Here is a 19,939-nt window from a genome sequence, read left to right on the forward strand (position 1 = left end):
CTCGTGCGTGTGGACACGCCGAAGCTGTGTGGGGCGTGCATGCGGTCGCATGCCACGAGGCCGTTGCCGTGCGGTGGCGTGGGCGTCAGAGCGACGAGTCGTCCGTCGACGTGCCGGCCGGACGCGATGGACGAGTCGGCCGGTTCACGTCGTGTGCCGACGAGGAGTGTCGACGGGTACGGCATCGGCCAGCGGTTCGGCCGCGCGGGACCGTACGAGGAGCATGTCGTCGGGAGACAGGACGCTGCCGTCCTCCGCGGTGAGCTCCAGGCGGCGGGGTGCCTGGCCCGTGCGGGCGTCGACCACGCGGGTCATCACCTCGTCGTCCTCGAACAAGTGCCGTTCGCCCCACTGACGCAGTGCTGAGAGCACGATGTGCAGGTCGCGCCCCTTGTCGGTCAGCACGTACTCGTGGGAGTTGCCGAGTGCCGATTCGTGGATCTCGAAGATCCCGACCGTCACGAGCTTCTGCAGGCGCGCGGTGAGGATGTTGGAGGCGAGCCCGATGCGCTTGTTGAAGTCCGTGAACCGCGTGACGCCATGCATGGCGTCACGCAGGATCTGAAGTGTCCAGGTGTCACCGACCTCGGACAGCGAGCGGTCGATGGGGCAGGGCGAGTGGACCAGCTCTCGGCGCTTCATGGAAGCCTCCCGGACACATGTTGCTTGCAATCGAAAAGTATGAGGGACGTGCTCGGCGGGGCTGGAATCACCTGCGATCCGTGTCCCGTGAGGTCGGGTGGTTCCATCGGGCTCAGATCGGCTTGCTCTCGGTCTCTCGCTCCAGTCACTTGCGATGTGCAAGTGACATGCCTACCTTGACAGTGTTACTTGTGATTTGCAAGCGCGTAGACATGGGGTGCACTGAACGCATCGCGAAGACCCCCGTGAACGGCCACGGACGCTTGCGCCGTGAGCTGTCCACGAATCTGCCGGCAGGGAGGCGTCGGACGGCGGCCCGGGTGGGGTTTTCCGGGCAGGCTTCCTTTTCCGGCAAGCCGACTCTCCCTGTCGCGTCGTCATCACGTCGCCGAGTCCGGCGGTTGTGATTCAGCACACGCCATGACGGCAACACGGCGGGAACACCGCAGGTCGCGTCACGGTTCAAGGACATACGTGCGTGAAAAGGCGCCGTCCCCGGCTCAGCCACGAGCCTGCATCGGGTCATTCGACGGAATCCCTGCAGAGCCATTTGCCGCGAGGTGAATCCCTTTTCCCCTCCGTTTCTCGCTACCGAATGGATGAGGTCGAGTTTCATGTCGTATGACGTCGAAAAGTCGGACGAGCAGTGGCGTGCCGAGCTGGCTCCCGACGAGTACAAGGTGTTGCGCCGGGCCGCCACGGAGATGCCCTTCACCGGCGAGTACACCGACACCAAGACGCGAGGCGTCTACTCCTGTCGGGCCTGTGGCGCCGAACTCTTCACCTCCGCGGAGAAGTTCGACTCCGGCTGTGGCTGGCCCTCCTTCTACGACCCGAAGGACAGCGATGCGGTCGAGCTGGCCGAAGACCGGTCGTACGGCGTGGTGCAGACCGAAGTGCGGTGCGCTCGCTGCGGATCGCACCTCGGGCACGTCTTCGAGGGAGAGGGTTTTCCCACGCCGACCGATCAGCGCTACTGCATCAACAGCATCTCGCTGCGTCTGACAGCCGACGAGAGCTGACGGTCGACGAGAGCTGACAGCCCTGAGGGTGCGGGCCGACCGGCACCGGTTCGGTGCCGGTTCCCGCACCTTCAGAGCCCCTGGCGCAAAGGTGACTTGGCGCGGGTCCGACAGGCCCAGCTGCTGACCGGCCGCCTGCTACCCGCCACGCTTTGCCCCCATGAGATCAATAAGCAGACCGTGGCGGCGTGTTGCCCGTGCGCCGCAGTACCGCTCGGTGGCCGTGGCAACCGTCGCGGCGGTCCTCATGGGCGCGGCCGCACCCGGCGTCGGCCGGAGTGTCCCTGGATCGGAACGGGCTCCGGGTGCCCTGCGTCCGTCCGTGCACGCGGTCACACTGATCACGGGAGACCGCGTCACGGTGACCCGGTACGCGGACGGCCGGCAGGTGGCCACGGTGCAGCCCGCGACAGAAGGCGACAGCGGCGGGTTCAGCACCCGTGAGGTCGACGGTCGGGTGTACGTCACACCTCACAGCGCCATTCCCTACCTGTCCTCCGGGCGGTTGGACCCCGCACTCTTCAATGTGACGGACCTGATCGCGCAGGGATACGACGACTCCCACGCCAAGAAGCTGCCGCTGCTCCTGCGATACGGCTCGGCGACCCGCCTCTCGGCGCAGAAGGCGCCCGCGGGCGCGGAGCGCCGACGGGTGCTCGACAGCATCGACGGTGTGGCGGTCACCGCTGCCAAGGGCGACCTGAACACGTTCTGGGACACCGTCACAGGGACGGCGGACAAGACCTCACGCGGGCAGGCCACGCGCGACCGCCGCGAGACGCAGAAGAGCCCCTCCGCCTCCCGTCTGGCCGGAGGTCTGGAGAAGATCTGGCTCGACCGCAAGGTACGGGTGTCGCTGGACCACAGCGTGCCGCAGATCGGCGCCCCGGAAGTCTGGAAGACCGGGGTCACCGGCAAGGGCGTCAAGGTCGCCGTGCTGGACACGGGCGTCGATGCCACCCACCCCGATCTCGCGGGACGCGTCGGCGAGACACACAACTTCAGCACGAGCGACAGCACCCGCGACGCCGTCGGACACGGCACCCATGTGGCGGCGACCATCGCGGGATCGGGCGCGGGTGCGAACGGCACCCGCAAGGGCGTCGCACCCGACGCCGAACTGCTGATCGGCAAGGTGCTGGACGACTCCGGCTCCGGCGCGTACTCCAACGTCCTGGCCGGCATGGAGTGGGCCGCCCACTCGGGCGCCCGAGTCGTCAACATGAGCCTCGGCGGCCCCGCGGCCGAAGACGACGACCCGCTCGTGACGGCGGTGGATCACCTGACCGACGAGACCGGCACCCTGTTCGTCGTGGCGGCCGGAAACGAAGGCCCAGGCCTGGGAACGGTCGGCTCGCCCGGCGTCGCCCCGAGCGCCCTCACCGTCGGCGCCGTCGACCGCAACGACGACCTGGCCGGCTTCTCCAGCCGCGGCCCCGTGGGTGAGGCCGACAGCGTCAAGCCCGAACTGACGGCGCCAGGTGTCGACATCGTCGCCGCGCGCGCCGCGGGCACCCGGATGGGCACCCCGGAGAACGACCTCTACACCTCGGCGTCGGGAACGTCGATGGCGACTCCGCATGTCGCCGGCGCGGCAGCTCTTCTCGCGCAGAGCCACCCCAAGTGGAAGCCCCAGGACATCAAGAACGCGCTGGTCGGTTCGTCGAAGGTGATCGCGAACCAGAGCGTGGACGAGCAGGGCGGCGGCCGTGTGGACGTCGCCGGGGCCTTCGCGCGGACCGTGGTCGCCACCGGGGCAATGGACCTCGGTGTGCTCGGGCCCGACAACGGCACGACGACTCGTACAGCGGCGTACACGAACGTCTCCGCGAAGCCGGTCCGGCTCACACTGTCGCTCCGGATGACGCAGGCCGACGGATCACCGGCGCCGGCCGACGCGATCACCACAGGTGCGCCGACGGTCACCGTCGAGCCGGGCGAGACCGCGCAGGTCCCGATCGAGGCACACGCCGCGGATCTGGAGCGGGGCCGCTGGTCGGGTTACGTCACGGCGACTCCGGACGACGGAACACCAGCCGTGCACACCGCTCTCGCCGTGACGGTGCGGGGCGCGATGCGCACGCTGACGATGCGCTTCGTCGACCGTGACGGCAATCCCGCAGTGGTCCCGTCGCTGGAGCTCTACGGCTCCGACTACCGGTTCGACACGCTGGGCTACGCCGTTCCCGGAGCGGACGGCACAGTCGCCCGGGTCACGCTTCCCGAAGACACGTACTTCTTCAAGGCGCTGGTGTCGCGGACCGAGGTCAAGGGCTACCAGTACACCGAGGTACTGAGGCCCGAGCTGAAGCTCGATTCCGACAAGGAGATCACGCTCGACGCCAGAACGGCGAGCCCCATCCAGGTCCGCACGCCCAAGGCGTCGGAACAGCAGGGAATGATCCACTTCGGCTCCTACCGGGCCGTCGGAACCCGGAAGATCTCCACCACGACGATCGACTTCGACTCCGTCCGCACCGTCTCCGCCACACCCACCACACCCGTCAAGAACGGAACCTTCGAGTTCTACTCGCGCTGGCGGATGGTGGCTCCCCGACTGCAGGTTCACGTCCCGGGCAAGCACACTCCGGAACTCACGCCCGTGCTGTTCCACCACTCGCCCGCCGTCGACGGCACACGCCGGCTGCCCCTGGTCTACGTCGAGCCGGACTCACTGGCGGGCCGAGACCTGCGGGGCAAGGCGGTGCTGATGCACACGTCCGGCGGGTTCCCGGACCAGATGGCCGCTGTGGCCAAGACCGGGGCCGCGGCATTGGTGATCATCAACGAGTTCCCCATCCCGGTGTGGTCCCGGTGGGACCCGACCGGCGAACGCGACCCGATGACCACCATGCACCTCCCGCAGCAGCAGGGTGAAGACCTCCTGGCCTGGCTGAAGCGGCAGAAGCACCAGTCGGCCACGCTGGACCTGTCCGGCACGTCGGCCAGCCCGTACCTCTACGATCTGACGCTGACCGAGAAGGGCGCCGTACCGGACCGCCTGACCTACACGGTGAACGCGTCCGACACCGCGACGGTCGAATCCCGTTACCACCGGCCCGGAACCGAGGCATGGACGATCGAACAGCGGTTCGCGTGGCGCCCCTGGCAGGACACGTCGTTCGCGCTCGACAACCGGTCCCTGGTGAAGCTGCCCTTGACCCGGGTCGAGACGATCAGCGCCGGGGACACCGTGTGGCTGGAGAGAATGGCCCACAAGCTCCCGTGGGACACCGAAGGCTCGGTCAGCGGAGGAATGACGGGCGGCCTGCACCGATACTCGGCCGGCCAGCACCTGCGCGAGAACTGGTACGGATCGGTGGTCCGCCCGACCGCCCCGGCCGGCAACCCCGGATTCCGCTCGGTACGCCAGGGCGACACCATCGCCCTGCGGCTCGCGGAGATGAGCGACGGTGAGAGCCACCACTACGGCTTCGCCGGCGACGACGAGACCGATCAGGTGCGTACGCGCCTGTACCGCGACGGCACGCAGGTGGCCGACCAGGCCCGACCGTGGGGCGACTTCCCGGCCGGGAAGGGGGAGGCCGACTACCGGCTCCAGCTGGAGACGTTCCGCGACTCGCCCGCCTGGACCTTCTCGACGAGGACCGACACCTCCTGGTCGTTCCGCTCCGCACCGCCGGCGTCGGGCCAGGAGCAACTGCTGCCACTGCTGCTTCTTGACTACGACGCCCCGGTCGACACCCGCAACCAGGTGAAGCGTTCGTCGTCGACGACCTTGCGGGTGACGGCTCGTCACCAGGACGGCTGGACCGGCGAGCAGGTCAAGGGCATGCGGGTCTGGGCATCGACCGACGACGGTCGGCACTGGACCTCCGTCCCGGCCTCGCTCCACCGCGACGGCACCTACGAGGTGCGTCTCGGCCGCGGCCTGACCTCCCGCTCCGGCTTCGTGTCCCTGCGCGCCGAGGCCTGGGACGGCGCGGGCAACAAGGTGGAGCAGACGGTGGTTCGCGCGTTCGGCGTGAGGTAGCCGAGGGCTCCAGGCGGTGTGGGTGACGTGATCGCCTTGTGGGGAGGCAGCACGGCACCGCCTGGACGGTGCGGTCGGCGTGGGGCGCCGACCGCACCTTCTCGGGCTCGCCCCGCCGGCCGGGGGTCAGAGCCAGTCACGGCGTGCGGCATGCCAGCCGAGCTGTATCCGGGTCGCGACCCCGGCGAGGTTCAGCAGGCTCTGGATGCGCCGCTGAACGGTCCGCTTGCTGACACCCAGACGTGTGGCGATCGATTCGTCGGTGAAGCCGGCGATCATCAGGGACAGCACATGCCGGTCCTCCGGCGCGGGCGAGGCCGAGTCGGGCGCCGCCTCCCCGGCTTCGCCGATCCGGCCCTCCGACGTCACCCGCAACGGGGTCCCTGCCTCCCAGTAACGCTCGAAGAGGGCGATGAGCGCATCCAGCAGACTGCTCCCGCGGATCACCAGGGCCGTGACATCGTCCGGGTCCGCGACGGAGCCGGCCGGCGCCAGGGGGCAGATGGCCACGGTCCGGTCCGCGATCGCCATCCGGAGCGGCAGCGCGGGCACGGCACGTGCCTCCTCGCCGACGCGGACGGCTCTGACTACGTTGTCAACGGCGTCGGGGTCGTTGAAGAATGCCTGCTCGTACAGGACTTGGTACCTGATGCCGCGGGCCAGGGCCTCGAACTCGGCCTGGTTCGTCCCCGACGGCATCGCGACGTGCTGCGCCTTGCAGAACCACAGCAGCTCGTCGCGGGCACCCTCCTGGAGCTGACGCAGCCGCTGGCGCAGCGCCTCGGCACCGGTGATCGTCTCGATCATCTCGACCGGGCCCCGCGCCCAGGCGTGGCGACGATAGGCCTCCGTCAGGTCCGTGACGGCGAGGCGCGCCTTTTCGAGGTCGCTGGTGCGCCGCTCGAGCCGCGGCAGCAGGGCGGGCTCGGGAGGGTTGGCGGCGAACCGGCCCGGCCGGCCCTCCACCGCCCGGGCGAGCCCCTTCTCGGCCAGTGCCGCGAGAAGCCGTTGCACCACGGCAAATTCGGCGCCCGTCGTCGCTGATATCTCCTCCGCCGATGCCGTGACGGTGGTGACAAGAGTGCGGTACACGTCGGCTTCGTGGGCCGAAATTCCCACCGCCTTCAACATCGCGTCTTTCTCCCATCCTTGGCCGGACGTGCGGCATGGAAGACCGGCGTCCCATGTTGGACTCTATGACCGCCGACAGACCTGATCGCTTGCGGGGGCACTCCCACTCGGTGGCGGGCGCTCCTCCCCGTGGGTCGTCCCCTTGCGGCAGCCCGCCGGGCGACCGCGCTGTGCGCGCAGTCACGGATCTCTCTCACTCGACACTTGTGATGTGCAAGTGGCGGCGTCCACCTTGACAGTGTTACTTGCGATTTGCAAGTAAAAATCGACGAGGCATCACACCACGACACCCTCACGGCCGGCGACCGGCTAGCCGTCCGCGCCGGTGGCCGACGGCGGTACCTCGACGACGAAGAACAGGAACGTCGTCCTGGTCGAGAGGTCGTGGAAGCCGTCGGGGAACAGCTCACGGGCGGCCGGGTCGGGCTGCGGCTCACTGATGACCGAAAGACGGAATCCGGCGGCGGTGAAGGCGTCCGTCATCGCGTGCAGGGGCTTGCGCCAGAGCCTCATCGGGAAGGGCTTCCCGTCGAGCGTCCAGTCGAACGTGTAGCTCGTGGTCGCGAAGTAGTCGGGCCGAGGATCCTGGAACGTGTAGGCCACGAAGGGGTGGTCCACCGACGCGATCAGTCGGCCGCCGGGCCTGAGCACCCGCCTCAGCTCGGCCAGCGTCGGCCCCCAGTCCTCCAGGTAGTGCAGCACCAGCGACGCGACCACGTCGTCGAAGGCGCCGTCGGCGAACGGCAGCGGGTCGCTCAGATCGACCACATGCAGGTCCGCGTCGTCACCGAGCCGCCGTCTGGCCAGCGCCAGCATCCCGGCGCTGGCGTCGATGCCGGTGACGACCGCACCGCGCTCGCGCAGTGCGGCGGACAGAGGGCCCGAGCCGCAGCCGGCGTCCAGGATCCGACGTCCCGTCACGTCTCCCGCGAGGGCCACCATCGCGGGCCGCTCGTAGTAGGCGTTCACGAGGTTGTCCTCGTTCTCCGCCGAGTACGCCTCGGCGAAGCCGTCGTAGTCGTTCGCCCGGTCCTGCTCCGCAGACTGAACGAGGTTCTCGGGTACGTCGGTTGTGCGTTCCATCGTCGCACCCTATGGGGCACATGATCCGCAGGACAGGCCCTGGCCCTGAGCGGTCACCCGTGCCGGCACGTCCTACGGCTGGAAGTACTCCGACATCAGGTCACTGACCCATTCCGGCTGCTTGACGTCCACGGGGCGGAACTCCTCCATCGTCGGCTTCAGGTCGATGACCGGAGTGCCCGAGACCGCGTCGAGGCCCACCACCGTCAGTTCCCGGCCGTGGACGGACTCGATGACGCAGGACGTCACGCCGATGCGGTTCGGTCTGCGGGGGCCGCGGCCGGCGAAGACGCCGACGGGCGGGAGGTCCGAGCGGCCTCGGTAGGGGCGGGGCTCGCGATAGTCGTCGAGTTCCTCGAACTGGTCGAAGACGAAGAGGACTTCCACGTGGGAGAAGCCCTCCAGGCCCTGGAGGCAGGCCTCGCCGAAACGCTCGTCGATGGTGATCGTGCTGCGGACGGCACCCCAGTTGTCCGTGTGCTGGACGTCCGTCCTGTCGTTCCGGACCGTACCTATCGGTGTGATCTCGAAGCTCGGCATGGCCAGAGGCTATCCCCTCCGCATCCCTCCCGGCATCGAGGAGATCGACGCCGCCGTGGGGAAAACCACGTGCCTCGGCACCCTGTGTGCCCTACGTTCGCCCGCATGACGTCGATCAGCCCGGAGAACCCCTTGACGCCTGAAGGTGCGCAGGCGTTGCTCGGCAGGCTCCGCACCAGGTTCGAGATCAAGCGAGGCATGAGCGAGCGGGAACTCGACGGTGTCGAGGAGCGCTGGGGGTTCCGTTTCGCCCCGGAACACCGGACGTTCCTGGGTGCCGGGCTGCCGACCGGGGGCCGTGGCTGGCCCGACTGGCGGGACGGCGACGCGGAGGACCTGGCGGAGCGGCTGGCCTGGCCGGTGGAAGGTGTGCTGTTCGACGTCGAGTGCAACGACTTCTGGCACGAGGACTGGGATCCGCGCCCCGCGGACGTTCAGGACGCCCTGGAGGTCGCCCGCACGCACCTGGCCGAGGTCCCGGTGATGGCGCCGGTCTACTCGCACCGGTATCTGCTGGCGGACCCGGACCGCACAGGTACACCCGTGCTGTCGATGTACCAGACGGACATCATCTACTACGGCGTCGATCTGATCGACTACTTCCGCAACGAGTTCGGTGGCCCCGTGCTCACCACGCCCGACGACGATCAGTACGCTCCGATCCCGTTCTGGTCCTCCTTCCTGCACTGACCCCCTGGGCAGAGCGGCGGGCGGCGGGCGGCGGGCGGCGGGCGGAGATCCCGGACGGCTCGCCCGGTGCCGGTCTGCTCGCCTACAGGTCCAGCAAGGCCTGTTCGACCACTTCGGTCAGGGCGGGGTGGATGTAGAGCACGTCCCGGGCGACCTGGTCCACCGTCGATCCCAGCATCATCGCCTGGAGCAGCGGCTGGATGAGCGTGGCGGCCTGGGGGCCGATGATGTGCGCACCGAGGATCGTGCGATCGACGGGATTCGCGAGGACTTTGGCGAAGCTGGTCGTGTCCTCCAGCGCCCAGCCGTACGCGGTCGCCGAATAGTCGCGGACGCTCACCAGATACTCCTGCTTGCGGCGACGCGCTTCCTGCTCGGTCAGACCGACGCTCGCGATCTGCGGGTTGGTGAACACCGCGTGCGGAGCGAGCTTGTTGGAGAGCGTACGGAGGTCCTCGGGATGGAGGATGTTGTGTTGCACGACGCGCGACTCGGCGTTCGCCATGTGCTTGAGCTGAAAGTGGTTCACCGCATCGCCGAGTCCCCAGACACCGTCCACTGACGTGCGGTAGGTGGTGTCCGTGACGATGTGACCGTGCTCGTCGAGTTCGAGCCCGCCGGCGGCGGCGTCCAGTCGATCGGTGTTGGGCCTGCGGCCCACACAGACCAGCAGCATGGCGGCCTCGACGGCATGGGTGCCGTCAGGGCATGTCACCGTGACCTGCACCCCGCTCTCGGACGGTGCGACGGACGTGGCCTTCGCGTCCAGCAGCACACGGTGACGCCGGGACGCCAGCTCGGTGAAGCGGGCCGACACCTGTTCGTCCTCCGCCATCAGCAGGCGTGGGCCGCGCTGCAGGATCGTGACGTCCGTCCCGAAAGCGCTGAACACGTGGCTGAACTCCGCTGCGATGAAACCGCCGCCGAGCACGACCATGGACGGCGGCACCTCGTCGATCCGCATGATGGTGTCGGAGGTGTGGTAGTCCACGGTGTCGAAACCGGGGATGTCGGGTATGACGGGACGCGACCCGACTGCGACGACGAAGGTGTCCGCGGTGATCTGCTCGTCTCCCACCTGCAGCACCTTCGGCGCGACGAAGCGTCCTGGCTCGGTGTAGACGTCGATTCCCTTCTTCCTGCGGTAGGTGACGGCACTTTCGTGCAGTGGATCGATGTGGTCGAACACCCGGTCGCGGATGGCTTTCCAATTGACCGGCTCGACACTCGCGTGGACTCCCAGACGCGTCGCGGCGTGTGCCTCCTCGACCGCGTCGGCGGTGATGACGAACATCTTGCTGGGTATGCAGCCGCGGTTGAGACAGGTGCCGCCGAAGCGGTTCGGCTCCACGATCGCGGTGCGAAGGTGATCGAATTTTTCGTTGAGCAGCATGTTGCCGCTGCCCGTCCCGAGGATGACGAGATCGTAGTGCCGCATGCCCGTCCACCTTCCGTCGACGAGACAGTGACCTTGCGGCGCAGGGTCATGAGCTCATTGCCTCTTTGATCTCAATTCTGGCTGTACGGCCCTGTTCTCACCACCAGATGGGCTCGCCGGCGCGACCTGCCTCGCCCTGCCGAAGGGATGTTCCGCGACACGGCGTCACGGATTGCGACGGCTCGCATCGCCTGGGTGTCCGTCCTCGACCGCTCCGCCGGCTGATTCCCCTGGCGGGGCCGGAGGGCTCCGGCTGAACTTTCCTGTCGGCTGAGCCAGAATTGTCGTACGGGCGGTGCGGGCGGCTCGGACAGGATTCGGGTGTGCTGCCTCAGCACGGCCGTCCGCGGGCCACGCCCTGGGCGGACACGCGGCCGAGGAGGCGGGGATGAGCACCTCACAAGCCGGGCAGGAAGCCGCGGCGAGCGGTGTCGGCACGCCCGCGACGACGATGAGGTTCGAGGTCGCGGCCCTCCCTGTCGCCGACGTCGACCGAGCCCTGCGCTTCTATCAAGGGCTGGGATGGCGACTCGACGCGGACTACGAAGCCGGGCCGGAGTTCAGGATCGTGCAACTGACGCCGCCCGGATCGGAATGCTCGATCCACTTCGGCCGCGGCGTCACCCCCGCGGCGCCAGGCTCCGCGCATGGTCTCTACCTGGTGGTCCAGGACATCGAGCAAGCCCGCGCCGACCTCCTCGGAAGAGGTGTGGACGTGAGCGAGGCCTACCACAACACCTACGACACGGGTGCGCAGGTACGTGTGCACGGTCCCGCACCGGACGGGCGGAGCTACGCCACGTACGCCTCGTTCAGCGACCCGGACGGCAACGGGTGGCTCCTGCAGGAGGTCAAGGAGCGGCTCCCCGGCCGCTGACGGAACTCGGTGCTCAGCCTCGACGGTGCTCAGCCTCGATGGGCTTCGAGCAGCCTCAGCCACACCTCGCTGATCGTCGGGAACGCGGGGACGGCGTGCCACAGCCGCTCGACGGGGACCTCGCCGGCCACCACGACGGTTGCCGAATACAGCATTTCGGCGATGCCGGGACCGACGAAAGTGACCCCGACGACCGTACCCCGGTCCAGGTCGATCACCATGCGGGCCTTGCCCCGATACCCCACGGCGTACTGGTGCGCCCCGGCGACGCCGCGGAAGTCGTGGTCCACGACCTTGACGCGCATTCCGGCGTTCTCCGCCTCGCGTGCGGTCAGGCCGACGGAGGCGACCTCCGGGTCGGTGAAGACCACTTGGGGTACCGCGGCGCTGTCCGCGGTCGCGATGTGCGGACCCCACCTCTGGGTGTCGATCGGTTCGCCATGGGCACGCGCGCCGATCACCGGACCGGCGATGCGCGCCTGGTACTTGCCTTGATGCGTCATCAGAGCCCGATGGTTGACATCGCCGACCGCGTAGAGCCAGCCGTCCTCGACGGCGGTGACGCGGAAGGTGTCGTCGATGGTCAGCCATCCGCCGGGAGTCAGGCCGATGGTCTCCAGACCGATGTCGTCGGTCTGCGGTGTCCGGCCGGTGGCGAACAGGATCTCGTCCGCGTCCAGTTGCCCGCCGTCCGACAGCCCGATGCGCACCGCGCCGTCAGGTCCTTCCTCCCGTGCGACGGACGTGACGGAGACCCCGAAGCGCAGGTCGACGCCGTGCTCGCGCAGGGTCTCCGCGACCATCTCGCCGGCGAAGGGTTCCATCCGCGTCAGCAGGCAGTCGCCACGGACCAGCATCGTCACCTCGGAACCGAGCGCACGCCAGGCGGTGGCCATTTCGACGGCCACGACCCCTCCGCCGACTACCGCCAGACGACGCGGGACGGCATCGGCGCCGGTCGCCTCGCGGTTGGTCCAGTGCCGGATGTCGTCCAGACGGGGAAGGTCCGGCAGCGCGGTACGCGTACCCGTACACACGGCGACCGCGTGACGGGCGTCGAGCCGCACCGTTCCGCCCTCAGGAGTGGTCACCACCACCTGGCGTGGTCCGTCGAGGCGGCCGTGGCCCCGCACGAGGTCGACGGAGACGGAGTTCAGCCATTCGACCTGGTCTTCGTCGTGCCAGTGGTTGACCATGTCGTCGCGGTGCGCGAAGACGGCGGGCACGTCCAGTGGTCCCTCGACCGCGCGTTTCAGTCCCGGCACACGGCGGGCATCCGCGCGTGCCAGTACCGGCCGGAGCAGCGCCTTGCTCGGTTCGCATGCCCAGAACGAACACTCACCGCCGAGCAACTCCTTCTCGACGATGACCGTACTGAGCCCCGCGGCCCGGGTCCTGTCGGCGACGTTCTCGCCGACGGGGCCTGCCCCGATCACGACGACGTCATACGTGCGAGAGGTGTCGTTCATGGCTGCTCCTGTGTCTTCGCCGACCCCCGCGAAGGCCCGGCAGCGCAACCCTAGACACAACCCCGACGTCGGCCGTCGAGGCGCGCGAGGTGTCACACCTCTTGAGCGACAAGCCACGACTCGGGTTCCGCGAGGCAGCCCGGCCTCGTCGGCGGGCACGTCAGGCCCCCGGCACATGGACGCGGCGGACGGGTGCAAAGAGAGGGGCGGCTGGATGGCTCACGGCGTCGCCGTCCCGCCGCCCTGTCGGTGGCAGGGCCTGCGCCGGCCCCTGGGCGAGGGGACTACCGCAGGCTGCGGAACCCGTCGCGCATCTCCTTCACGAGGAGTTCCGGCTGCTCCCAGGCGGCGAAGTGGCCGCCCTTGGGAAGCTTGTTGTAGTGGACGAGGTTCGGGTACGCCTGCTCGGCCCAGCTTTTGGGAGCCGCGTAGAGCTCGTCGGGGAAGACGCTGACGGCGACGGGGAGCTTGACGCCCTTGGCGCCGAAGAACGGGGTGGTGTTCTCGGCGTAGAGGCGGGCGGCGGAGATCGCCGTGTTGGTCAGCCAGAACAGGGTGATGTTGTCCAGGACGTCGTCGCGGGACAGGCCCTCGGGCACGCCCTCGAACGCCCGCGTGATCAGGGCCAGGCTGGCCGCGTCGTGGTCCAGGAGGAAGGCCGCCAGGCCGACGGGGGAGTCCGCCAGGCCGGTCAGCGACTGCGGACGCGAGGCCATCATGTAGGCGTAGTAGACGTGCCGGTAGACGAAGTCCAGCTGCTCGACCGCCTTCTTCTCGTCCTCGTCGGCGAGGACGGTACCGGCGGGCAGCGGGTTGCCGACGGCGATGGCCTGCTCGACGGCCGGGGGGAAGATGCCGGGCATGTTGGTGTGGATGCCGAGCAGTCCCTCGGGCTCGTGCACGCCGAGCAGGTCGGTCACGACGGCACCCCAGTCGCCGCCCTGCGCGACGTACTCGGTGTAGCCCAGACGCCGCATCAGCTCGGCCCAGGCGCGGGCGATGCGCTCAGGGCTCCAGCCCTTGGACGTCGGCTTGCCGGAGAAGCCGTAGCCCGGCATGGACGGGATGACGACGTGGAAGGCGTCCTCGGCCCTGCCGCCGTGAGCGGTGGGGTCGGTGAGCGGCTCGATCAGCTTGAGCTGCTCGACGACCGAGCCCGGCCAGCCGTGCGTGATGATCACGGGCAGGGCGTTCTCGTGCTTCGAGCGGACGTGGATGAAGTGGATGTCCAGACCGTCGATCTCGGTGATGAAGTGGGGTACCGCCTTCAGCTTCGCCTCGACCTTGCGCCAGTCGTACTCCTCGGCCCAGTACCGGGCCAGCTCCTGGATGGTCGCCAGCTGCGTTCCCTGCGACTGGTCCGACACCGTCTCCTTCTCTGGGAAGCGCGCCGCCTTGACGCGCGAACGGAGGTCCTCCAGCTCCGCGTCGGTGACCTCGAAGGTGAAGGGTCGGATCGTCGTGTTCTCAGGGGTGACAGACATCTTGATCTTCCTTGGTCTCTTGCTTGTCGGGATGGGTGTGTGCGGTGGCAGGGGTGATGGCACGGGGGTGTTTCGGTGGGGGCGAGCGGCCCGGTTCGGTCCTGCCGGGCGGGCCGTGTCGGCCGCCGCCGTGTGGGCGGCGGATCACGGCCCATGCAGTGATGACGTCCGTTGGACCGGTCGCTCAGGGGCGAGTGCCGCGATGTCGACGCACCTGCTGTCATCCACGGTGGGTCTCCAGCAGCCTCAGCCAGACCTCGCTGATCGTGGGGAAGGCCGGGACGGCGTGCCACAGCCTGTCGATCGGCACTTCGCCCGCGACGGCGACGGTGGCCGAGTGCAGGAGCTCGCCGACACCGGGGCCGGCGAAGGTGACTCCCGCGACGGTGTCGCGGTCGAGGTCGATGAGCATGCGCGCCTGACCGCGGTAGCCGTCGGCGTACTGATGGGCGCCCGCGACGTGGGAGAGGTCGTAGTCCACCACCTTGATCCGGCGGCCGCTCCGTTCGGCCTCACGTGTGGTCAGACCGACGGATGCGACTTCGGGGTGGGTGAAGACGACCTGGGGTACGGCCGTCCGGTCGGCCGTCGCGACATGAGCGCCCCAGGGGGCGTCGTCGACCTGTTCTCCCTTGGCCCGGGCGCCGATGACGGTGCCGGCGACGCGGGCCTGGTACTTGCCCTGGTGGGTCAGCAGGGCTCGTTGGTTGACGTCGCCGACGGCGTAGAACCAGCCGTCGGCGACGTCGGTCACTCGGAAGGTGTCGTCCACCTTCAGCCAGTCGCCGGGGGTGAGGCCGATGGTCTCCAGACCCAGGTCCCAGGTCCGCGGCGCTCGTCCGGTCGCGAAGAGGATCTCGTCGGCGACCAGTTCGCCGCCGTCCGCGAGGGAGACGCGCACCTCGCCGTTCTCACGCCCCACCGAAGCGGCGGACGTCCCGAACCGGATGTCGACGCCGGCTTCGCGCAGCCCGTCGGTGACCAGTTCACCGGCGAACGGCTCCATCCGCTGCAGCAGCCCGTCCTCGAGAACCAGCATGGTCACCTGCGAGCCGAGCGCCTGCCAGACGGTGGCCATCTCGACGGCCACGACGCCGCCGCCCACCACGACCAGACGGGCGGGTACACGGTCGGAACTGGTCGCTTCCCGGCTCGTCCAGGGCCGCACGTTCTCCAGCCCGGGAATGCCGGGAAGGGCCGCGCTGGTGCCCGTGGAGACGGCCACCGCGTACCGCGCCGTGAGCCTGACCGTGTCGCCTTCGGGTGTGCGCACGCTGACCTTGCGCGGCCCGTCGAGCCGCCCGTGGCCGCGTACGAGATCGACCGACACCGATTCCAGCCAGTCGACCTGGTCGTCGTCCTTCCAGTACGAAGACATCTTGTCGCGGTGGGCGAGGACGGCCTCCACGTCCAGCGGCCCGGCCACGGCATGGCTCAGCCCGGGTACGCGGCGGGCGTCGGCACGCGCCACGACGGGACGCAGCAGCGCCTTGCTGGGGTCGCATGCCCAGAACGAGCATTCGCCGCCGAGCAGTTCACGCTCCACGATCACGGTGCTGAGCCCCGCCGCGCGGGTGCGTTCGGCCACGTTCTCGCCGACCGGCCCTGCGCCGATGACGATCACATCGTAGGTACGGGCGTTCTCGTTCATCATGGTTCCGTTCATCAGTGCTTGTCGCCTGGGTGTGCCGTTGTGCTGCCGGTCGGGTGGTCAGCGTCCGGGGAGGCGGGTCTTGACCTCCTGCAGGACCCAGCCGTTGCCGTCGGGGTCGCTGAAGGTCAGGTAGCAGCCGTAGGAGGCGCGTTCGGGGTGCAGGCCGGACAGGCGCTCCTGGCCCTCGCCGTCGTGGGTGACGTCACCGGCGTGGTGGCCGTGGTGGAGGAGTCCGCCGGCGTCGTGGAAGACGTCGCTGACCTCGATGCCCCGGGCGGTGAGATCGGCGTGGGCCTCGGCGATGTCGGACACGATCAGGTACAGGCCCTGGGCGGAGCCGGGGGCGGCGGTGGTCATGCCCTCGCCGAAGATGATCGAGCACTCCGAGCCGCTCGGCGTGAGGTGGACGGCGCGGAAGTCGTCGGTGGCGGTGTAGTCGACGTCCAGGCGGAAGCCCAGCTGCTCGTAGAAGGCCTTGGCCCGGTCCACGTCGGAGACGGGCAGCACGATCATTTCGAGTTTCAGGTCCATGAGGGGTCCTTGATCCTTTGGTGGGGGGCGACCGATTCGGTCTTGTTGTCCGCGGCAGTGGCCGGCTGAGCGGTGTCCGCGGTCCCGGAGGCCGCTGTGGCGGGGGTCCCGGGTGGGGGTTGGTCGGCCCTGGGGTCGATCCATGACAGGAAACCTACGGCGCGTTTAGCTCGTGCACAAGATAATCGTGGCAAAGGAAAATGTGACATAGGTATCTTGATCGTCCGGTATGACCGAGTTGCGCAGCTGTCCTGAGGTCGGCTCCGCGCGGGGCCTCTCGACCCCTCACGAGGGCGGCTCAGCAACTAAAGTGCTGAGGAAAGCCCTGGTAGAAGCGGACTCGGTCGATCTCGCGTGTGGCGGGCGGGCGGACCCGCGAGCGGCACGGAGGTGCTTTCACATGACCTACGACAACGTGCTTCTCCTCGTCGACGAGGACGGGCGGGTGGCCGCGTGGGAGCCGTCGGCCGAAGAACTGTTCGGGTGGTCCGCGGCGGAGGCGGTCGGCCAGTCCGCGAAAGCGCTCATGCGCAGGCTCCGCACCGACGACGGGCAGCTCCGCGAAGGATGTCCGGACCCGGGGGCCCTGCTGGTCAGCCCCACCCTCCAGGGCGACTCCGTGGTGTGGCGGGTGCTCGCGGCGGGGAGCGGGGCGACGGCGCGGGACGCCGCGGTCGTGCGGGCGCTCTTCGCGCATTCCCCCGATGGGCTCCGTGTCTTCGACGATCAGCTGCGCATGGTGCGTGTGAGCGGCCCGGCGGTCCCGCGACGTGACACACCGAGGCGTGACGCACCGACCGGGCCTCCGCTCGGGGAGCCCTTCGTCGAGGTGTGCGGTTTCGCCGCCCCCGAGGAGGAGGCCGCGGTGGCGCGCGGAGTTCTCGAAACCGGTGTGCCGGTGGTGAACCGGCTCGTCCGCAGTGCCGTGAGGTCAGCCCGGCTCGGCCGCCGCGTCCTCTCCGTTTCCTTCCTGCGTCTCGAAGACCCGAGCGGCGCAGTCCTCGGACTGGTGACATCGACTGCCGACGTCACCGAACGGGAATGCGCACTCCGGTCCCGGGCGCTCATGGATGCCGTCCGCACCACCATGGGGCACCGGCTGAACCTCGGCGATGTCTGCCAGGAACTCGCCGAGGCCGTGGTGCCTGCCTTCGCGGACACCGCGGTCGTCGAGATGGTGGACAGCGCGGTCCGTGGCGAGGCGCCTCCCGCGGTGCCGGTCGGACCGGGTGTGCTGCTGCGTCAGGCGGCCGTCCATGGGCCTCGCCCCGCATCCCAGGCCGGAACCGTGCACCCGCTGCCCACGGGTACCCCGTTCTCACACGTCCTCTCGGACCTCCGGCCCCGGCTCGTACAGGTCGACACCGATCGCCCCTGGCCGGCCGGCGACCCTGTGCGGGCCTTTCTCGTCGAGGAGGCCGAGGCGCGTTCACTGATCGTGGCGCCGCTGGTGATGGACGACCGGATTCTCGGCATGGTCACCTTCTGTCGCAGCGATCCTGAAGACCCCTTCGCGCAGGACGACCTCGCCGTGGCGTCTGCCGTGTGCGCCCACGCGGCACCCTGCATCGAAAGGGCACGCCTGTTCATGCGCGAATGGATCATCACGTCCAGTGTGCAGCGCAAGATCCTTCCCTGGGATTTGCCCGACCGGCCCACCGTGGAACTCGCCTCCCTGCACGTTCCCGGCGAGGAAGGCGGTGGCGCGTGGTCCGACGTCATCGCGCTGCCCGGCGCGCGGACCGCCCTCGTCGTCGGCGAAGTGGCCGGAGAAGGCGTCCCCGCGGCCATCACGATGGGGCTGCTCAGGACAGCCGTCCACACGCTCGCCGCTCTGGACCTGCAGCCCGACGAACTCCTGGCCCGGCTCAGCGACACCACGGCCCGCCTCGTCGCCGCACGCGCCGCGCTGCCGCCCATGGACCCCCTGATCCATGAGCCGCTCACCGCCGACTGCGCCATCGCGATCTACGACCCGGTCGAGCTCACCTGCACCATCGCCCGTGCCGGACTGCCGGAACCCGTCCTGATCCTCCCGGACGGCACTTCGTCCACCCTCCCCGTCCCTCCCGGGCCACCGCTGGCCGCCGTGGACACCGCTCCCTTCCCCGCGACCACCGTCTCCCTGCCCGAGGGAAGCACGCTCGCGATGGGTACGACCGCCCTGGCGGAGGAGGTCATGGCGCCCACAGGTGTGCTGCGCCCCCTCCTGGACGACGTCGGCGACAGCCCCCTGTCCGGCGCGCGCGACGGCATCGCACATGCCTACACGCGCCGCGGCCGCACGGGAGAGACCCTGCTGCTGCTCGCCCGCACCAGGATGCTGCCCGGTGAGCGGGTGATGACCCGCGGCCTGCCGGCGGGCCCCGAAGCCGCACCGATCGCCCGCAGAGCCGCCCGCCGACAGCTCGAAGTCTGGGGCCTGGACGACGAAACGGCGTTCACCAACGAACTCGTCGTCAGCGAACTCGTCGGCAACGCGACCCGCTACGGCGCTCCTCCCCTGCAACTCCGCCTGATCCTGGACCAGATGCTGACCTGCGAAGTCAGCGATGCCGCGCCCGCCGGTCCGCACGTCAAGCACGCCCGCACCGTCGACGAGTCGGGCCGAGGGCTCTTCATCATCGCGAGCCTCACCGAGCAATGGGGCACCCGGTACGCCGATCAGGGCAAGACCGTCTGGGCGGAGCAGCCCACCGGAACCGTGAGGCCGGCTTGAGCGCCTTCGTGTGCGCCGGCTCGGAACGAGGGTCTTGAACGTGACCCCATTTAAAGAGTGCACAATTTAATTGTGTCAATTGACCTCGTGAGGTAGGATCCTTTACCACGCAACCCGGCACGAGAGAGGGGTCGTGATGAACGACACCGACACTGCTCAGCGGCTCGCTGGCCAGGCGGACGAAGCCAGTCTCCTTCTCGAGGACCAGTTGTGCTTCGCGCTCTACGCGGCGCAGCGGGCGCTCACGAATCGCTACCGCCCCTTGCTGGAGCAGTTCGGCCTCACGTACCCCCAGTACCTGGTCATGCTGGTGCTCTGGCAGCACGGCGCTCTCCCGATCAAGCGGCTGGGAGCACTCCTGGAGCTCGACTACGGCACTCTGACTCCGCTGCTGAAGCGTCTCCAGGCGCACGGACTGATCCGGCGTGAGCGCCAGGTGGACGACGAGCGTTCCGTGCAGATCACCCTCACCGAGGAGGGCAGCGCACTGCGCGAACGCGCCCGCGTCGTTCCGGCCGCCATCGGTGAGGCCGTCGCTTTCACCGAGACGGAGACCAAGGACGCGAAGGCCCTCCTGGAGAGGCTGCGCACCAACATCTCCGAAGCCGACTGACGGCGTCCCGTGGTGGCGGGCGCGTCCACGGCCCGCCACCTTCCTCCCCGCA

15 protein-coding genes are annotated in these 19,939 nt (G+C 69.0%); 6 read left to right on the forward strand and 9 right to left on the reverse strand.

Features of this window, described 5'->3' with window-relative positions; genetic code table 11:
* Positions 1 to 144 precede the first annotated feature (144 nt).
* Positions 145 to 642 (reverse strand): winged helix-turn-helix transcriptional regulator, encoded by a 498-nt coding sequence (locus ACSYGO_RS42660; RefSeq protein WP_426675246.1) that lies wholly within the window; start codon positions 640 to 642, stop codon positions 145 to 147.
* Between the two features lie 614 nt (positions 643 to 1,256).
* Here ACSYGO_RS42660 and msrB point away from each other — a divergent pair.
* Positions 1,257 to 1,664 (forward strand): peptide-methionine (R)-S-oxide reductase MsrB, encoded by a 408-nt coding sequence (gene msrB / locus ACSYGO_RS42665; RefSeq protein ID WP_028799966.1) that lies wholly within the window; start codon positions 1,257 to 1,259, stop codon positions 1,662 to 1,664.
* 322 nt (positions 1,665 to 1,986) lie between these two features.
* On the forward strand, positions 1,987 to 5,658 hold the full coding sequence (locus ACSYGO_RS42670) for a S8 family serine peptidase (protein WP_460390011.1): 3,672 nt from the start codon (positions 1,987 to 1,989) through the stop codon (positions 5,656 to 5,658).
* Between the two features lie 126 nt (positions 5,659 to 5,784).
* Here the strand turns inward: ACSYGO_RS42670 and ACSYGO_RS42675 are convergent, their stop codons facing one another.
* From ACSYGO_RS42675 to ACSYGO_RS42685, 3 genes are all read right to left on the reverse strand, one after another.
* Positions 5,785 to 6,789: a helix-turn-helix domain-containing protein gene (locus tag ACSYGO_RS42675; protein ID WP_435223184.1), complete on the reverse strand. Its 1,005-nt coding sequence runs from the start codon at positions 6,787 to 6,789 to the stop codon at positions 5,785 to 5,787.
* Between the two features lie 309 nt (positions 6,790 to 7,098).
* The gene (locus tag ACSYGO_RS42680; RefSeq protein ID WP_460390012.1) at positions 7,099 to 7,872 is read right to left on the reverse strand and encodes a class I SAM-dependent methyltransferase; all 774 of its coding nucleotides are present in this window, start codon (positions 7,870 to 7,872) and stop codon (positions 7,099 to 7,101) included.
* A gap of 72 nt (positions 7,873 to 7,944) precedes the next feature.
* A complete protein-coding gene (locus ACSYGO_RS42685; protein ID WP_460390013.1) occupies positions 7,945 to 8,412 on the reverse strand; it encodes an SAM-dependent methyltransferase in 468 nt (155 codons plus the stop codon).
* Between the two features lie 105 nt (positions 8,413 to 8,517).
* Between ACSYGO_RS42685 and ACSYGO_RS42690 the strand changes: the two genes are divergently transcribed.
* Positions 8,518 to 9,102, forward strand: coding sequence for a hypothetical protein (locus ACSYGO_RS42690; RefSeq protein WP_432186323.1), 585 nt, complete (start codon positions 8,518 to 8,520; stop codon positions 9,100 to 9,102).
* Between the two features lie 82 nt (positions 9,103 to 9,184).
* Here the strand turns inward: ACSYGO_RS42690 and ACSYGO_RS42695 are convergent, their stop codons facing one another.
* A complete protein-coding gene (locus tag ACSYGO_RS42695; RefSeq protein WP_460390014.1) occupies positions 9,185 to 10,540 on the reverse strand; it encodes a mycothione reductase in 1,356 nt (451 codons plus the stop codon).
* Between the two features lie 388 nt (positions 10,541 to 10,928).
* On the opposite strand from ACSYGO_RS42695, the gene ACSYGO_RS42700 reads away from it, so the two are divergent.
* On the forward strand, positions 10,929 to 11,417 hold the full coding sequence (locus ACSYGO_RS42700) for a VOC family protein (RefSeq protein WP_460390015.1): 489 nt from the start codon (positions 10,929 to 10,931) through the stop codon (positions 11,415 to 11,417).
* 29 nt (positions 11,418 to 11,446) lie between these two features.
* On the opposite strand, the gene ACSYGO_RS42705 is transcribed toward ACSYGO_RS42700, so the two are convergent.
* The 4 genes from ACSYGO_RS42705 to ACSYGO_RS42720 form a co-directional block, all read right to left on the reverse strand.
* On the reverse strand, positions 11,447 to 12,886 hold the full coding sequence (locus ACSYGO_RS42705; protein WP_460390016.1) for a dihydrolipoyl dehydrogenase family protein: 1,440 nt from the start codon (positions 12,884 to 12,886) through the stop codon (positions 11,447 to 11,449).
* Between the two features lie 284 nt (positions 12,887 to 13,170).
* Positions 13,171 to 14,370 carry an epoxide hydrolase family protein gene (locus ACSYGO_RS42710; RefSeq protein WP_460390017.1) on the reverse strand — a complete coding sequence of 400 codons (1,200 nt, stop codon included), beginning with the start codon at positions 14,368 to 14,370 and terminating at the stop codon, positions 13,171 to 13,173.
* 220 nt (positions 14,371 to 14,590) lie between these two features.
* Positions 14,591 to 16,021: a dihydrolipoyl dehydrogenase family protein gene (locus tag ACSYGO_RS42715; protein ID WP_432175299.1), complete on the reverse strand. Its 1,431-nt coding sequence runs from the start codon at positions 16,019 to 16,021 to the stop codon at positions 14,591 to 14,593.
* A 60-nt stretch (positions 16,022 to 16,081) separates the two neighbouring features.
* A complete protein-coding gene (locus ACSYGO_RS42720) occupies positions 16,082 to 16,555 on the reverse strand; it encodes a VOC family protein (protein WP_460390018.1) in 474 nt (157 codons plus the stop codon).
* Between the two features lie 400 nt (positions 16,556 to 16,955).
* Here ACSYGO_RS42720 and ACSYGO_RS42725 point away from each other — a divergent pair, with 400 nt between their 5' ends.
* Together ACSYGO_RS42725 and ACSYGO_RS42730 are read left to right on the forward strand one after the other, a co-directional pair.
* Positions 16,956 to 19,274 carry a SpoIIE family protein phosphatase gene (locus ACSYGO_RS42725; RefSeq protein WP_460390019.1) on the forward strand — a complete coding sequence of 773 codons (2,319 nt, stop codon included), beginning with the start codon at positions 16,956 to 16,958 and terminating at the stop codon, positions 19,272 to 19,274.
* Positions 19,275 to 19,410: 136 nt separating this feature from the next.
* On the forward strand, positions 19,411 to 19,887 hold the full coding sequence (locus tag ACSYGO_RS42730) for a MarR family winged helix-turn-helix transcriptional regulator (protein WP_426675235.1): 477 nt from the start codon (positions 19,411 to 19,413) through the stop codon (positions 19,885 to 19,887).
* Positions 19,888 to 19,939: the final 52 nt, after the last annotated feature.

Source organism: Streptomyces krungchingensis (assembly GCF_054729265.1).